Origin of the sequence: Motilimonas eburnea (assembly GCF_021295345.1) — a bacterium.
In the GTDB taxonomy this organism is placed as follows: Bacteria; Pseudomonadota; Gammaproteobacteria; order Enterobacterales; family CBDFNC01; genus Motilimonas; species Motilimonas eburnea.
The window spans coordinates 1-15,308 of the sequence record NZ_JAIMJB010000024.1; the positions used below are offsets into that span (position 1 = coordinate 1).

The 15,308-nt window shown below is 47.5% G+C and carries 14 protein-coding genes; 5 read left to right on the forward strand and 9 right to left on the reverse strand.

Translation table 11 applies throughout. The annotated features are described in order from the left end of the window. Nucleotides 1–138 precede the first annotated feature (138 nt). The 4 genes from K6Y21_RS18445 to K6Y21_RS18460 all read right to left on the reverse strand — a co-directional run bounded on the left by K6Y21_RS18445 (nucleotide 139) and on the right by K6Y21_RS18460 (nucleotide 3,215). The gene (locus tag K6Y21_RS18445) at nucleotides 139–444 is read right to left on the reverse strand and encodes an NIPSNAP family protein (protein ID WP_182110718.1); all 306 of its coding nucleotides are present in this window, start codon (nucleotides 442–444) and stop codon (nucleotides 139–141) included. Nucleotides 445–564: 120 nt separating this feature from the next. Continuing rightward, the gene (locus K6Y21_RS18450) at nucleotides 565–1,131 is read right to left on the reverse strand and encodes an SMI1/KNR4 family protein (protein WP_233073349.1); all 567 of its coding nucleotides are present in this window, start codon (nucleotides 1,129–1,131) and stop codon (nucleotides 565–567) included. After that, nucleotides 1,125–1,520 carry a hypothetical protein gene (locus K6Y21_RS18455; RefSeq protein ID WP_233073350.1) on the reverse strand — a complete coding sequence of 132 codons (396 nt, stop codon included), beginning with the start codon at nucleotides 1,518–1,520 and terminating at the stop codon, nucleotides 1,125–1,127. The genes K6Y21_RS18450 and K6Y21_RS18455 overlap by 7 nt, the downstream gene beginning before the upstream one ends. Nucleotides 1,521–1,970: 450 nt before the next feature. Continuing rightward, nucleotides 1,971–3,215: an L-lactate MFS transporter gene (locus K6Y21_RS18460; protein WP_233073351.1), complete on the reverse strand. Its 1,245-nt coding sequence runs from the start codon at nucleotides 3,213–3,215 to the stop codon at nucleotides 1,971–1,973. 671 nt (nucleotides 3,216–3,886) lie between these two features. Between K6Y21_RS18460 and bla the strand changes: the two genes are divergently transcribed. Both bla and K6Y21_RS18470 read left to right on the forward strand, forming a co-directional pair. Beyond that, the gene (bla, locus tag K6Y21_RS18465) at nucleotides 3,887–4,774 is read left to right on the forward strand and encodes a class A beta-lactamase (protein WP_233073352.1); all 888 of its coding nucleotides are present in this window, start codon (nucleotides 3,887–3,889) and stop codon (nucleotides 4,772–4,774) included. A gap of 119 nt (nucleotides 4,775–4,893) precedes the next feature. Next, entirely contained in the window at nucleotides 4,894–5,361 is a 468-nt protein-coding gene (locus tag K6Y21_RS18470) for a DUF3429 domain-containing protein (protein WP_233073353.1), read from the forward strand. Here the strand turns inward: K6Y21_RS18470 and K6Y21_RS18475 are convergent. The 4 genes from K6Y21_RS18475 to K6Y21_RS18490 form a co-directional block, all read right to left on the reverse strand. Beyond that, nucleotides 5,358–8,567 (reverse strand): efflux RND transporter permease subunit, encoded by a 3,210-nt coding sequence (locus K6Y21_RS18475; RefSeq protein WP_233073354.1) that lies wholly within the window; start codon nucleotides 8,565–8,567, stop codon nucleotides 5,358–5,360. The two genes, K6Y21_RS18470 and K6Y21_RS18475, sit on opposite strands and share 4 nt — an antisense overlap. Before the next feature lie 14 nt (nucleotides 8,568–8,581). Further along, the gene (locus tag K6Y21_RS18480) at nucleotides 8,582–9,691 is read right to left on the reverse strand and encodes an efflux RND transporter periplasmic adaptor subunit (protein ID WP_233073355.1); all 1,110 of its coding nucleotides are present in this window, start codon (nucleotides 9,689–9,691) and stop codon (nucleotides 8,582–8,584) included. Between the two features lie 199 nt (nucleotides 9,692–9,890). Then, entirely contained in the window at nucleotides 9,891–11,570 is a 1,680-nt protein-coding gene (locus K6Y21_RS18485) for an FAD-dependent oxidoreductase (RefSeq protein ID WP_233073356.1), read from the reverse strand. 37 nt (nucleotides 11,571–11,607) lie between these two features. Next, on the reverse strand, nucleotides 11,608–11,796 hold the full coding sequence (locus tag K6Y21_RS18490) for a YgaP family membrane protein (RefSeq protein ID WP_233073357.1): 189 nt from the start codon (nucleotides 11,794–11,796) through the stop codon (nucleotides 11,608–11,610). Nucleotides 11,797–12,007: 211 nt separating this feature from the next. On the opposite strand from K6Y21_RS18490, the gene K6Y21_RS18495 reads away from it, so the two are divergent. The 3 genes from K6Y21_RS18495 to K6Y21_RS18505 all read left to right on the forward strand — a co-directional run bounded on the left by K6Y21_RS18495 (nucleotide 12,008) and on the right by K6Y21_RS18505 (nucleotide 13,287). Continuing rightward, the gene (locus tag K6Y21_RS18495) at nucleotides 12,008–12,304 is read left to right on the forward strand and encodes an ArsR/SmtB family transcription factor (RefSeq protein WP_233073358.1); all 297 of its coding nucleotides are present in this window, start codon (nucleotides 12,008–12,010) and stop codon (nucleotides 12,302–12,304) included. A 120-nt stretch (nucleotides 12,305–12,424) separates the two neighbouring features. Then, complete coding sequence (locus K6Y21_RS18500; RefSeq protein ID WP_233073359.1) at nucleotides 12,425–12,847, forward strand: YeeE/YedE family protein; 423 nt, start codon at nucleotides 12,425–12,427, stop codon at nucleotides 12,845–12,847. Continuing rightward, nucleotides 12,847–13,287 (forward strand): YeeE/YedE family protein, encoded by a 441-nt coding sequence (locus tag K6Y21_RS18505; RefSeq protein WP_233073360.1) that lies wholly within the window; start codon nucleotides 12,847–12,849, stop codon nucleotides 13,285–13,287. Before K6Y21_RS18500 ends, K6Y21_RS18505 begins: the two co-directional genes overlap by 1 nt. 5 nt (nucleotides 13,288–13,292) lie before the next feature. On the opposite strand, the gene K6Y21_RS18510 is transcribed toward K6Y21_RS18505, so the two are convergent. After that, a complete protein-coding gene (locus K6Y21_RS18510; RefSeq protein ID WP_233073361.1) occupies nucleotides 13,293–15,239 on the reverse strand; it encodes an acyl-CoA dehydrogenase domain-containing protein in 1,947 nt (648 codons plus the stop codon). Nucleotides 15,240–15,308 lie beyond the last annotated feature (69 nt).

A 15,308-nucleotide genomic window follows, 5' to 3' on the forward strand; every position in this document is an offset into this window, starting at 1 on the left:
AGAAAGTAGCCATCATCGCTTGTATCAGGAAGATGGTTGTCACGCTCAATTCGATGCTCAGAGACGGTGTTATGTGGGAAGCGCCAAAAGTTTAAAAATAACTATTGACGCCATAGTCTCTTGTTATACGTTGCTTCCTTACCCGAGCACTGGTCTAAAAAAGCTACGTTCATAGCTAATAATGCAGTCTACTTTATCTGCAAATTCAAAAGCTTCAATACACTCAGGATCATTTAAAGATTTAACACGATACTCTTCATATGCTGATAAGCTTTCAAATGTGAACAAAGCTAGAGCTATATTATTCGCACCTTCTGACGGTAGGAAATAGCCATTGTGTTGACCACCGAACTTCTCAACAAGTGGAATCCACATTCTTGCGTATTCTTCAAATTCTTTGACCTTTTTCGGGTCAATCACGTACCTGACATAGCAAGTAATCATAAGCTTTAAATCCTTCTAATTGCTTAATTTTATGCGCAACGTATAACGCCACCCAGCAGCGGCCGACTGAAAGGAGGTCCAGCCAGCTTGCTGGCGTTGCTGCCTGGGATTGTTATGGCCTTACTCTCTAAGCTGTGATAAAAATGAATCAAAACTATCCGCTAACAACGTGCAATTTTCGAAGCTTTCCTGTTCTAGCTCAAAATGCTGAGACCACCAATATATTTTTCCTCGATACTCACCGCTAATACCAATGCAAAGTTGATTGCCACATGTTGAGCCTATGGCTATTAGTTGTTTAGGAATCCTTTCTGAAGTAGAGAAGCACCTATAATTCCAGATGAGATTGCTAGGCTCGTCATCAGGCTCATGTAAACCGTAAAAAGCTTCAACTTGATCATTAGTTTTCATGTTATTTGTTTCAGGCAAATATCCAATAGCAAAACCACATGGCTCAACCATGCACCAATCGTTTTCAATCAGAAATGCTCTATAGCTATCTGGCAGCCTACAGCCAAGAAGGCTTTCAATATTCCCCAAACGATCGCTAGTTGGTTTGTATTCTTCGTTTAACTTGGTTACTTTCATATTATTGGTAGCCATAACGCCCGCCAGCAGCGGCCGAGTGTAACGAGGTCCAGCCAGCTTGCTGGCGTTGCTGCCTGGGATTGTTAAGTTTTTTACCAAAACTTCCACCAAGGTTTTGAAGGAAGGTATTTCTTTGCGTCCTTTTCTACAAGCTGAGCCGACACAAAATAGTCCACGACGTACTTATTGAAGAGCGCTCTATCTTGTTCTCGGAAGCAGATGCTATAAGCCTTTGACTCTGCAGAGGGGGCTTTAATGGCATCTAGTAAGATTGTAGAGAAGTCATTAGATAACTGATCTTGAACTAAATGAATGATTAGCTCTTTAGTGCCCCAGTCCTCTGCCTCAAGATATTGGTTTGTAAGATGCTCAGCGAACTGCGGTGATACGTAGTCACGCAAAGCCTCAACGCCATCAAAACTCCTACTTGAGAGTGCATACTCGAGCTCAGTGAAAAACTCTTTTGGTGTGACTTCGATAGTTTGCACAATGTTCCTTGAAACTTAACAGTGTTTTACCCACTTTTCGTGATATGCCATCGCACCACGACTAAGGCAAGCGCCAAAAAGCAATTAGTTATCAAACATATAACCACCGAGCCATCTTTAACATAAGCCAAAATGTCAGATTACCGAGATCATTTTGGCCCCAGTAATGCTGGGGCTAGAACTTTTTAGTAATTATATATCAGTTAGTTAACCCATTGCTGTGAGCAAAGCGATAGTCTCGCTATTTATTGTTACATCTAACACTCTCAAGTTGTTACAGGTCAAGGGATGCAGTCGTAGGAGCGCAATTTATTGCGCGAAACAGCGTGTTATCTGTTAGATGTTCGCGATATAAATATCGCTCTTACCCGTGGGCTATTGCCTCGGATCAAAAACGGCCCTTTATATAGGGCCGTTGGGTCATGTGCGTTGAGTGATCACACAGCTAGATTAAGCCGTTGCGGCCGCCATGCTGGCGCGGGTTTTGGTGATGTAAGATTTCATTAAAACCGACACCGCCAAGGCCACAATAAAGGCTGCGCTAAAGATGTAGAGGGTTAGCTCGTAGCTGCCTGTCACAGAGCGCAGGTAAGCGGCGATTTGTGGGCCCACTAAGCCGGCAAATGCCCATGCGGTTAGGATGTAACCGTGGATAGCGCCTAGCTGTTTGGTACCAAATAAGTCACCGATAAAGGCCGGTAGGGTGGCAAAACCGCCGCCGTAACAGGTCATGATGGTAAATAGTACTACTTGGAACAAGATCACGCTGGTGATGTTAGGTAGCATCAAGAACAGGGCAATTTGCAACACAAAGAAGGCAATGTAAGTGTTTGGACGCCCTAAGGTGTCAGAGAAGGTAGCCCAAGCGAGACGGCCAATACCGTTAAATACCGCCATTAAACCGACTACGGCAGCCGCTTCCGATGGCGTTAAGCCGATGGTTTCTTGTGCCAGTGGAGAAGCCGAGTAAATGACGCCGATACCACAAGCGATGTTGATAAACATCATCACCCATAGCCAGTAGAAAGGCGCGGTTTTAATCGCTTCATTGGCACTTTGCTGGCTTAAGTCTTGGGTGACTTTTTTCGCGCCAGATGCCACGGCTTCTTTCATGCCAGCTGGCATCCAACCTTCTGGTGGGCGCTCAAGATACAATGCTGATAGGTACATGATGATCATGTAAGCAATACCAGAGACAAAGAAGGTGGTTGAAATAGAGTAGTTATCCATTAAATAACCAAACACGGGGCCGCCGATCATGGCGCCAAAACCAAAGCCCATAATAGCAAGACCGGTGGCAAAGCCGCGGCGATCGGGGAACCATTTAACCAAGGTGGATACCGGCGTAATGTAACCCACACCCAGACCAATACCGCCTAATACGCCGTAGCCTAGCCAGAGTAAGTAAATGTTGCCGATGTAAGTGCCAAGGCCTGCAACTAATAATCCTGTGCCCCAAAAGGTGGCGGCAATTAAGCCGGCTTTGCGAGGGCCATGGCGCTCAACAAAGTGGCCCATGATGGCGGCCGACAAGCCAAGGAAGAAAATCGCCAAGCTAAAGGTGCTGGCAACGGCTGATTTGTCCCAACCAAAGGTTTGTTCAAGTGGCAGGTTAAATACGCTCCATGCGTATACTGAGCCTATCGAGCCGTGGATCCCCACAGCCGATGCGGCAATAAGCCAACGGTTTTTCATGTTAAGTTCCCTTTTATAGATAAAAATAGCGTTCGTTTTTTATTGATTTAGTTGGCAAAGGAGCAATTAGCCTGATACCAGCCTGACTTGATTGCTACGGCTATTGCTGTAGTTTTAGCTTTAGCCATTGCATTCGCTATTCGCGGCGTCCTTTGCCTCTTTTGATCGCAATGTAGCTTCGGGGAGAGGGTTAATAATTGATTCGTATCAAGCAGGCATAGCAGTATAAAAAAACATTATAAATCTGTTACAAAAGTGTGTAATTTTTGATTAAATTTTGCCTTCGGTTTTTATATTTATGGTCTATCGGTAATTCCTTTGTCTCTTGAATTTATGAGTTTTTTAATATCTTGATGAGGCTGTAAATAACAGGTGTTGTACCGATATTTCTTTATCCTGATACACCTTTGTTGTTGATTTTACAATGTATTCACAAGTCAACATCATGATGATCCACCCTTAATACGCTAAGGTGATGGGCCTATGACGCCTTACCCACGGCTTTACCTGTCACCTTTCTATGGCGTTCACTGTTTCCGGAACTGAGCGGCTATAAAGCGCGCGTTATTTTTTGCAATCAAGTTAACGATATGGGTAATTTTGCTAAAGGTGAGGTTGCGATGTCGCCCTTGGCCAGAGAAAATAACCGCCTTAACATAAAGGAAGTGGTTATGATTAAAGGAATTAAAACCCGTTTTATACTTGGGTTATTGTTGCTGTGTGGTAGCAGCCATGCATGGGCGTTTGAAGATAAACTAAACCAAGAGATCCAAGCGATTGAAACGCGCGTGAATGCCCGCATTGGCATGGCGACCTTTCAGGGCGAGATAGGCAGGTTGTGGCAGTATCGCGGCGATGAACGCTTTCCGATTATGAGCACCTTTAAAACCTTAGTGTGCGCTCGAATGCTAGGTCAAATTGAAACGGGCGGCTTAGACGCCAATGCCAGTACCCTTATTCAAGCTGATATGTTAGTGCCTTGGTCGCCGGTAACAGAAAAAAATATCGGCCGCAAAATGACGGTGATGCAGGCCTGTGAAGCCACCATGTTGACCAGTGATAATACCGCTGTGAACTTAGTGTTAGAGCATTTGGGTGGTCAGCGCTCGGTGATGCGCTTTATCCGGTTAATGGGAGATATGACCACGCGCTTGGTAAGTATCGAGCCCGAAATCAATGATGCTTCACCTGATGGTGAGCGTGACACTACCACGCCAGTCGCCATGGTTCATACCTTAAATCAACTGTTTACCGGCCCCCATATTAGTAATGACGCCAAGGCTCAGTTAAAGCAATGGATGATGGACAATACTGTGTCAGCGCCTTTGATCCGCTCGGTAATACCGACGGGTTGGCAGATTGCCGATCGCAGCGGAGCTGGCAGTTATGGCTCGCGCGGCGTCACCGCCTTGTTATGGCAAGGTGAGCAAACGCCGACTTTTGTCAGCATTTATCTCACTAATAGCGAGCTCAGTTTAGAAGAGCGTAATAAGGTGATAGCCGAGCTGGCGAGCTTGTTGTTTAAGTACCCAGAAACCTTAGTGACGCCGCTTAATTAAAGGCGAAACTAAAGGTGCACTAACCGGTTTTTTGCCTGTGGATAATGGCAGGGCGATGATCGTTTCGCCTTGCTTGCTCGTTTACTGTCAAACTTGCCCCATTGAGAGTAACAGCGTACATGTCAAGATTATCAACTTCATCCCATCACATCACCTTAGGCTACCTTGGCTTAGTGCCTTTTTTATTGTTTACCGGTGGCTATTTTATTGCTGAAACAGATTGGCTGCTGCAAGCTTTTATTTTTTATAGCATTAGTATAGTAAGCTTTGTTGCAGGATCGATGTGGCAACCCAGTACTCACCCTCAATCAAGTCAAGATAGCACCCAGCAAGAGCAAACCCAAGGCCAAGCTTGGCTAGTGGTGCTGGTGACCTTAGCCATGCCGGTATTGGTGTTCGCCCCAACTTGGGCACAGCTGGCTTATCTCGCTGCTGCTTATGTATGGCTGTTAGTGTTAGAACGAAGCTTGCTATCATGGCAAAGTTTGTCAGCTGATTATCAAAAAATGCGCGGTAAAATTACCGCCGTGGTTTTAGTTTGCCACCTATTTATGCTTGCCCTTGTTGCTCACATTCCCGTTTCTTAACGTACTTTTTGATTGCCATACACGCTGTAATACAAGATAGGGATCACCACTAAGGTCAGCAGGGACGAGATAAAAATCCCGAAAATCAAGCTGATGGCTAAGCCATTAAATATCGGATCGTCCAAGATAAATAACGCACCTATCATGGCGGCCAGCGCGGTGAGTAAAATGGGTTTAGCCCTGACCGCACCTGACTCAATTACGGCTTGCTCTAGGGGCATGCCATTGGCGCTTTGCTGCTGAATAAAATCAACCAGCAAAATAGAGTTACGCACGATGATCCCCGCAAGGGCTATCATGCCTATCATGGAAGTGGCGGTAAATTGCGCGCCAAAAAGAGCATGGCCGGGCAACACGCCAATGATGGTTAAGGGAATGGGCGCCATGATCACCAGTGGTACGCTATAGGATTTAAACTGCGCGACCACCAGCAGATAAATCAAAATCATGCCCACGGCATAGGCGATGCCCATATCGCGAAAGGTTTCATAGGTAATTTTCCATTCGCCATCCCATAAAATGCTCATGTCAGCAAAGCCGTCGGGCGTGCTGATAAAGTGCTGCGAGGGCGGCGCGGCTTGTTTATCTAGCTGACTAGACACATCAAACATGCCATACAAGGGGCTGTCTAGCTCGCCCGCCATATCGGCCACCACCATGATCATAGGCTGCATGTTTTTATGCACTATGGTGGAATCTATGTGTCCCTTAACCACAATGACGAGTTCGCTTAAGGCAACCATTTGGCCTGTTTGCGTAGGCACCTGTAGCTGCAAAGCGTCTTGTAGATCCAGCTTATTGGCTTCGGTTAGTTGTAAGCGAATGGGCACTGGGCGTTTTTGATTGGGTAAATGCAAGGTAGCCACATCTTGCCCTGCCAATGCGGCGCTTAATGTCGACACGATGGTTTGCGGCGATACGCCAAGCAAGCTGGCTTTTTCGCGATCGATAACGACTTGCCATTGGCTTTGGGCGGCGGGCAATTCGATGTCGATATCCACTAAATCAGGTGTTTTGGTAAAGATGGCTAACACTTGCTGCGCCCCTTGCTCTCGCGCCTGTTGGCTTGGGCCGTAAACCTCGGCCACAATGGGCGACCACACCGGCGGCCCCGGTGGCACTTCGACTACTTTAATATTGGCATCATAGCCTTGGCCGATTTGTTGTAGCTTTTCTCGCACCGACAGGGCGATTTCATGGCTGCTACGGTCGCGGTGATGCTTATCCACCAGATTAACTTGAATATCGGAAAGGGCAGGGTTATTGCGTAAATAATAGTGGCGCACTAGGCCGTTAAAATTAATCGGCGCACTGTTGCCGGCATAGAGTTGTAAGTTGACCACTTCAGGCACGGTTAACAGGTATTGGCTTAAGGCCGCGCCTAAGCGCTGACTGGTTTCTAAGGTGGCGCCTTCGGGCAAATCTATCATCACCTGAAACTCAGATTTATTATCAAAGGGCAGCATTTTTAGCACCACATGCTGAGTTAATGGCAAGGCGATTGAACCTAAAATAAGCAGGGCAATCACTAAGCCAAGTCCAGCGCGAGCGCGTCTTCCGCCTTGGGGGTTAACAAAGGGCGTCATCATGCGGGTAAAAAAGCGCAAGATCAGGCTCCCTTGTTTGTTTGCGTTAACGTCTAGGTTTGACTTTGAGTCTGCGTTTGGCTGATGGCGATGAAGTAGATGCCCACTTAACCAAGGTGATAACACAAAGGCCACCAGCAAGGAAATCAGCATGCCAAGGCTGGCATTAATGGGGATAGGGCTCATATAGGGCCCCATCAGGCCAGAAACAAAGGCCATGGGCAATAACGCGGCAATCACGGTAAAGGTGGCTAAAATAGTTGGACCGCCCACTTCATCTACCGCCTTGGGAATAATGGCCAGTAACGGCTTGTTTTCTAAGCTCATGTGACGATGGATGTTTTCAACCACCACGATGGCGTCATCGACCAAGATGCCGATAGAAAAGATCAGGGCGAATAACGACACCCGATTGAGGGTAAAGCCCCATGCCCAAGAAGCAAATAAAGTGAGCGCCAAGGTAACGGTAATGGCGGCGCCCACCACTAAGGCTTCGCGCCAGCCCATGGTGATAATCACTAGTACAATGACCGCGATGGTGGCAAAAATAAGCTTGCCGATCAGGGTGTTGGATTTATTTTCTGCGGTGACGCCGTAGTTGCGGGTGACCTCATAGTGAATATTGCTCGGCAGTAACACATTTTCTAGCTGACTCATGCGCGTTAGAATTTGCTCGGCCACCGCCACCGCATTTTGACCGGGCTGTTTGGCGATGCTCAAGGTCACCGCCGGATAAAGTTGGCCTTGTTCATTTTCCGTAAAGGCATGCCACACACTTTGGCTAGGCAGCTCTGGTCCCAAGGTTAAGGTGGCCACATCATTTAAGTAAACCGGCGCGCCGTGATGAAGGGCTATCACTAATTGGCTTAGCTCTTGTTGTGATTGAAAAAACTGCCCCGTTTGCACCTGAATAATTTGGTTGGCTTGTTGCACGGGTAGGAGGTTTGAACGCTGATTTCCTTGTCCTAATAGCGCACTGATTTGGCCAATATTAACGCCATAGGCATTCATTTTTTGACTATCAAGACGAATGCTAAGGACCCGTTGCTGATGGCCGTGAACCGTGACGGTGCGCGTGCCGGGAATGCGTTTGAGCTCGGTTTCTAAGCTGGTGGCGATGTCGCTAAGGTCGGTTAAACGGGTATCGGCATTTTCTGACCACAAGGTTAGGCTAACAATAGGCACATCATCGATGGCCTTGGGTTTTACCTGCGGCTGGCCAACGCCGGCTTGTTGCGGCAATTTATCTAAATTGGCGTAAAGCTGATTATATAAGCCAACAATGGCCTGCTCGCGCGGCACGCCCACCTCAAACACCACAATAAACATGGCGCCGCCACTTTGAGAAAAGGAGTACAAGGTGTCGATGCCATGGAGCTCTGAGATCACTTGCTCGGCGGGATAGGTGAGCAGGTTTTCGACCTCTTGCGCCGATGCTCCCGTGAAGGGGATAAACACATCAACAAAGGTCACATCGATTTGCGGCTCTTCTTCTTTTGGCGTGATGAGAACAGCAAAGAGCCCCAGCAATAAGCCGGTAATGGCCAATAATGGGGTGATGGCAGAGTGTTGAAATTGTTTAGCGATGCGCCCTGAAATGCCGAGCCTTGGCTTGTCCATGATGCTTTCCTCGCTTATTGAATTTCTTGTCGATTCGCTTTGTGAGCGTTAAGTATGTGTGCTTGTACTCGCTGAGCATCTTTAGCTATTACATCATTGGCTTGTAGGCCGCCCGTGATCAGCACTTGGTCATCTTTTTGCTCGGCGATGCGCACTTGAACAAGCTGCCAGCCTGACTCGGTTTTAAGGTAAACATTGTTTAGCTGATATTGAGATAGCACGGCGCTGTGCGGCAGCCAAATTTGCTCGGTGCTTTTGTCAGGTGCAGGCTTTGCCGCAAATTGTACTTTTACCCACATGCCCGGCATCAGTTGGCCTTGGGGATTGTCAAAATTCACCCGTAAATTAATGCTATGACTTTGGCTATTGGCATAGTTGAATAGCACCGCATCTTGGCTGGTGATAATCGGCTGGTCATTGAGCAAGATGGTGTATTGGTTTTCGGGTGCGATGCTAGCCAAATAGCTTTGCGGGATGGCGACCACGGCGCGCAGTTTATCAACAGCAAAGCCAGAGTAGAGCGGGGTGCCCATGTTAACGGCTTCGCCAAGTTGCACATGACGCTCGGTTACCACGCCCGCAAAAGGGGCGTTAACTTGCGTATAGCTGTGGGCTTGTTCGGCTTGCGTTAACTGGGCCAGAACGGCTTGTAATTGGCTTTTGCTGGCTTGTGCGTTGGCTTTAGCTTGATCTAATTGGCCTTTGGAAATTGCCCCCTTGGGGTATAAGGCGCTAAGGCGTTGTAAATTAAGTTGGGCTTCGATATTGGCGGCTTCAGCGGCCGACACATTGGCCTTGGCCGCTAAAATACTGGCGGCTTGCTCGGTGTCGGTAATGGTCAGTAAGGTTGCCCCTGCGGGAACGCGATCGCTAACATCATAATTGAGCTGGGTAATTCGCCCCGAAGTTTGCGCCGACACTGTGCCATGGTTAACGGCTTCGATGGTAGCATTAAAGGTTAATAGGGTTGGCGACTTGGTTGGGGTGACGGTTAAAACGACTATGTTTTCGTCGCCAACCTCGCCTTGCACGGCTAAGCTGGAGTCGCTAAAGAGCATCATGGCAAGGGACGCGCAGACGAGCGATATTGCCATTTTAAATTGATTTAACGCGGTTAAACTCATCTGGCACTCCTTGGCATATTGTTTGAGGTATGATCGCCTTGGTTAACCTTACCTTTGCACAAGCAATATCGTATGAATAATTCGCAAAAACGCGGTGAATATGTCCCTATACGCTCGGCGTTTTCATCCCTGAAAACGACGTTTTGCTACTTATTCACACGATAAATCTTGTATGTGCTTAACCCAAGTTAATCGAGGTTTAAACCTTGGCAAATTTATAAGTGCGATAACCACCAATAAGGTTACGCGCTTTATAGCCATTATTGACTAACTGGCGGTACGCCACGTTGCCTCGTAAACCTACTTGACAGTATATGACGATTTCTTTGTCTTTAGGCAGCTCGCTCATGCGCTGGCGCAATTGATCGACCGGAATATTGATCGCGCCCGCTATCATGCCGACGTTTTCAAGCTCACCAGGGTTTCGCACATCGAGTAGCACTTGGTTGTCACTGAGCTGGTCGATTTCATAATAATGAATGGCCGTGGCATCGCCTTTGATGATGTTGCTAGCCACAAATGCCGCTTGGTTAATCACGTCTTTTGCACTGCCGTAAGGCGGCGCATAGGTCAGTTCAAGATGCTGTAATTGCTCTACCGTCATACCAGCGCGTTGCGCCACGGCCATTACGTCGATTCGTTTATCAACCCCGTCTTTACCAGCGGCTTGTGCGCCTAAAATCTTGCCCGATGTTGGGTCAAACAAGAGTTTAAAGGACACAATTTCTGAGCCCGGGTAGTAGCTGGCGTGACTTGCCGCGTGCACATACACCTTTTCATAAGGGATGTTGGCACGTTTAAGTTGCTTCTCATTTTTACCCGTACTTGCGATAGCCAAGTCAAAAATCTTACAAATGGCGGTGCCTTGGGTGCCTTGGTAGTGCTCGTTTCGTCCCAGCATGTTGTCGGCAGCCATGCGGCCTTGGCGATTGGCTGGGCCAGCTAATGGCACTATGGTTGCACCTCCGGTCACAAAGTCGCTTTCTTCAATGGCATCTCCCACGGCGTAAATGTATGGGTCGCTGGTTTGCATGTTTGGCTTGGTCCAAATGCCGCCCAGCTCGCCAATGGTTAGGCCTGCTTTAGCCGCTAGGCTGGTTTCGGGGCGCACGCCAATGGCCATGATCAGCAGATCTGTGTCTAAGCTTTCACCGTTGCTCAGAGCTAGGGTTAAATGACCACGGATATCTTGTTCATCGCTGGGCTCAGGGCTGGCAATGTATTCCACTCCCGCCAGTGCCACGCCTAATCTTAGGTCAATGCCATGGGCGCGAATTTCCGCGTGGGCAAAGCCAGCCATTTCGCGATCCACTGGGGTCATGACTTGATCCGCCAGCTCAATTAGCGTGGTGTTTATGCCGCGTTGATGAAAGGCTTCCATCATTTCAAGGCCAATAAAACCGCCGCCCACGACGGTGGCATGTTTAACCTTATTCAACGCTAGGGTGTGCAATATCTTGTCCATATCTGGGATATTGCGCAGTGAATGAGTTAACGGATTTTGAATACCGGGGATAGGTGGCACGATCGGTGCTGCTCCCGGGCTTAATAGTAAAAAGTCATAGCTTTCGGTGTATTGGCTGTTATCGACCAGATTTTTCACCGTTACCGTTTTATTGTCTTTATCTATCTCGACCACTTCGTTCATTACGCGTACGTCGACATTGAAACGCGATAAAAAACTTTCGGGTGTTTGCAGTAATAATTTGCTGCGCTCGGTGATATCGCCGCCAATGTGATAAGGCAAGCCACAGTTGGCAAAAGAAACAAAGGGGCCGCGCTCAAACATGATAATTTGGGCATCTTCGCTTAAGCGTCTGGCGCGGGCGGCGGCAGAGGCACCGCCAGCAACACCACCGATAATTAAAATTTTAGTCATGTATCCTCGCTGTATTTAAATTAATAGAAATCTGTTACTAGGGCGCAAAGCCTAATTTTTTCAGTATGCTGGCGGCGGGGCAGATGCCGGTGAAAGCGCTTTGGATCAGGTTAAATCCGATAAAGACGGTAAACCAGACAAAGTGAGGCGATACCCAGTACGTGAGTACAAGTGACAATAGCACCATGGTGCCAGCAAATACGCGAACTGCATTGTCTAATTTCATCGGTGACTCCTTAGGTTGCTCTAGTCTTGCCTAACCAGACATTGAGATAGGCGATAAACACCCATCTCCTTCGATTAGCAAATACTATATTAGTATAATCTAATTAATCAAATGTTATTTTAGTTTTTTCTAATTAAGGTTTGCCTAAAATAGCTTTGACTAATTTAATTGCCTTACATTACAATGGCGCCGTTAAGGACAAGAGGTGGATATGAACGACATTGAAAAAATGAAACAGCAGTCGGCCGTGGTGGCAGAGTTTTTGAAAACCGTCGCTCACCCAGATCGCTTGATGGTGCTGTGTTTACTCACTCAAGGTGAAATGAATGTCAGTGAACTATCGCAGCATACTCAGTTAAGTCAGTCTGCGTTTTCACAACACCTAAGCGTGCTGCGCAAACAAAACATAGTGAAAGTGCGCAAAGAGTCGCAGCAGGTGTTTTATTCCCTTGCCGACGAGCGCATTGAAGCGTTACTTGCGGTGCTTAAAACCAGTTTTTGTGAATAGCTAATCTCATTTCTGGTTTATTCGCCGAGCGAGCTCGCCTCCCACAGGCTGAAGCGTGGTTTTGAGCTTGCTCGGGAATAGTAAATAACAAGGGTATTATTTTTAATATAAGGAGTAAGAGTGGAAAACTTTACCCCGTGGAGCGCCTTAGCGGGCGGTATGTTACTTGGTCTGTCAGCGGTGATTTTACTGCTGTTTCGTGGCCGTATTGCCGGTATTAGCGGCATTTTATCCGGTTTGTTTACCCCTCATCGCGGTGATACCAGTTGGCGGGTGTTATTTCTAGTGGGCATGATGCTAGGTGCGTTGGCGTTGATCCCTCTGGGGTTCTCAATTCCGGACATGCCATCGTCATCTTGGCTTATTTATGTTGTAGCTGGTTTGTTGGTAGGCATAGGCACTAAGCTTGGCAATGGTTGTACTAGCGGCCACGGCATTTGTGGTATGGGGCGCTTTTCTGTTCGCTCTGTGGTGGCGACCTTGGTCTTTATGGCGGTGGCTATTGCTGTGGTGCTTATTCGTCAAATGTTGGGGTGGGTGTGATGATTAATCGTGTTATTGCGTTAGTGGCTGGCATGCTGTTTGGCATGGGTATGGTGATTTCTCAGATGGTTGACCCGGCTAAGGTGATTGGTTTTTTAAACATCACCGGCAATTGGGATCCTAGCTTGGCTTTGGTGATGGGCGGCGCCTTAATGGTGTTTGCACCGGCTTATCGCTTTTTAATTAAGCCGCGAAATAAGGCCATCAGTGGTGAGGCGTTAAAAGTGCCAACCAATAAGCAGATAGACGCACCCTTAGTGTTTGGTGCTGCCTTATTTGGTATCGGCTGGGGCGCGGCGGGCATTTGTCCTGGACCTGCGTTAACGGCTTTGGTGTCGGGGCAAAAAGAAATCATCTTTTTCATTGCTGCCATGGCGCTTGGCCAAGTGGTTGTATTGATTTGGCAAAGGGCGCGTTTAGCTCGCTTACAGCAAGCCTAATCATATCATTCACTGCGCAGCCCTGGCTCTCCTTGGGCTGCGATATCCCCGCATAAATCTTGAAAATGATGCCGTTGCTGGCTGATCTCTTGGCTAATTTGGCGTGCATCTGCATCTGAGTCTGCTAGGAAAAGGGGGCTGCTTGGCATAGTGCACATGCAAAACAGTTTACCTTGCCATGACGTTTTCATGTTGGCTGCAATGTTTTGCCGATGGGTTTCAATTTCGTTGACCACTCGATTCAGGGCTGAGAATTTAATCGCCTTACTTTGCTGGCTGCGCAGTAAAGCCGCCATAACATAAGTGAGGGAAAGTAGCCTTAATAATCGTTGCTGTTGTCTGTCTCTGCTGTGTCTGGTTGGACTTGAGAGTAACAAATCTTCTCCCAAAATAGCCAATAGATGGCTATATCGTTTTAGCAATCGAAAATAATACCCATCCGTTGCTTGGTAAGCGTAACGTGAAAATAGCTTGTTACAAAACACGGTTGTAAATTGATTGAAGTTATAGCCAATATGGCTAACAAAGTAATGGTCAAATTTGCTGAGATCTTGCTCACCTTGACTCGCCAAATAGGCATGGCGAAGGTAAGGGTGGCAGGTGAACAGGTAATCAAAGTAAGGATTGGCCGCAGGTAAGGCAAAACCTGAACGGGTGTGATCAATTTCATTGGTTAATAAATCGGCAATCAAAATGGGACTTTCCCCGTTGTCAACCGCAGCGCAAGTCATATCAATACAGGCATTGAAAATGGTGACGCGCAGCAGCAGATTGATGGATTTATCTGCTGCCATTTCTCGATGATGTGTGGAGTGAAGGTTATTTGTTACGCTGGGCTGAGCGTTCACTGAATCGGGTAGTTGTGCTTGCAATAAGGCTTGCTTCATTTGCGCCGCTTGCAGTGCACTTAAGTTTAATTTAAGCCAAGCATGGGCTAGACAATGCCATTGCTTGGTTACTTCAGGTGGAATTAAGCTGCTGATAGGAAAGCAGTAATCTAACAAAGAAATGGACAGCTGATGATCCTCACCATACTGATAACTGAGCTGCGGGCAATCTTGGGTGTCGATCATCAGATAAGATGGCAGATTGAGCTCATGCTCTTGCTGGCTTGGGTGTACAGGGCTTGGCCGCGTCACAGCAATAATCAATAGATCCGGTAGTTCGGGGGTGGCGGTGCTGATTTGCTCCAGCTGAATTTGTCCCCATTCATCGTCAATCTGCTTCATCAATGCGCTGGCTTCGGTAAGCAGCAAAGCAAAGCGCTGGCCACTGCAGATAGGCTCAAGCCAAAGCTGTTGCTGAGCGGGTGCGGCGCAATGTTGGATAAACGAGGCGGCGCTGGTGCTATTGACACGGGCCAGTAGTTGGGCAGCGGTTAAATTAACGCTCGCCACCCTTTGAATCACCTTATTGATGCAATAAAAGCTATAGCCGCAGCCGCCAATATGCGCTCCTTGGTTTAGGGTCAAAAATCCATGTTGTTTTAAGTGACGCCAGACGGTTTCACTAATTGGTTGACCCGCAGCGGGAGCCTTGATTAATAGGCGGCAGAGTTGGTCGGTTGGGCCATCTAAAAAGGCTTGCTCCTGAGCATTTAAGCGCGGGCTAGGCTGGGCATGTAGATGATGCCATTGAATTTGCCCCGTCATGATTTTACGCTCAAGCCAGCCTTGACCTAAACAAGATGTGGGTTTGACCCAAAATCGACTATGGCGTACAAACCAAGTTAAACCGTAGTAAGAAAAATAGCGCTGGCGCAGAGGACTAAGATTAAAAGCCCCTATAAGCATGAGGCAAGGTAAGTTTACCCACCACACCAACCATTGCTGCAGCCAAGCTAGCATCAAGCCCGCGGCGAGTAGGAAAGAGCAGGTTGCCAATGAGGCCTTCGCCAAAATAAGTAAGAAAATCAGCAAGCCAGAAATAAATACAAGGATAAAATCTGTCATCAATCACCTCTGCCTTGAGTATAGATGAAGATTGTCACAGAGCTTTGAGTGTATCTAGTAACTATGGCA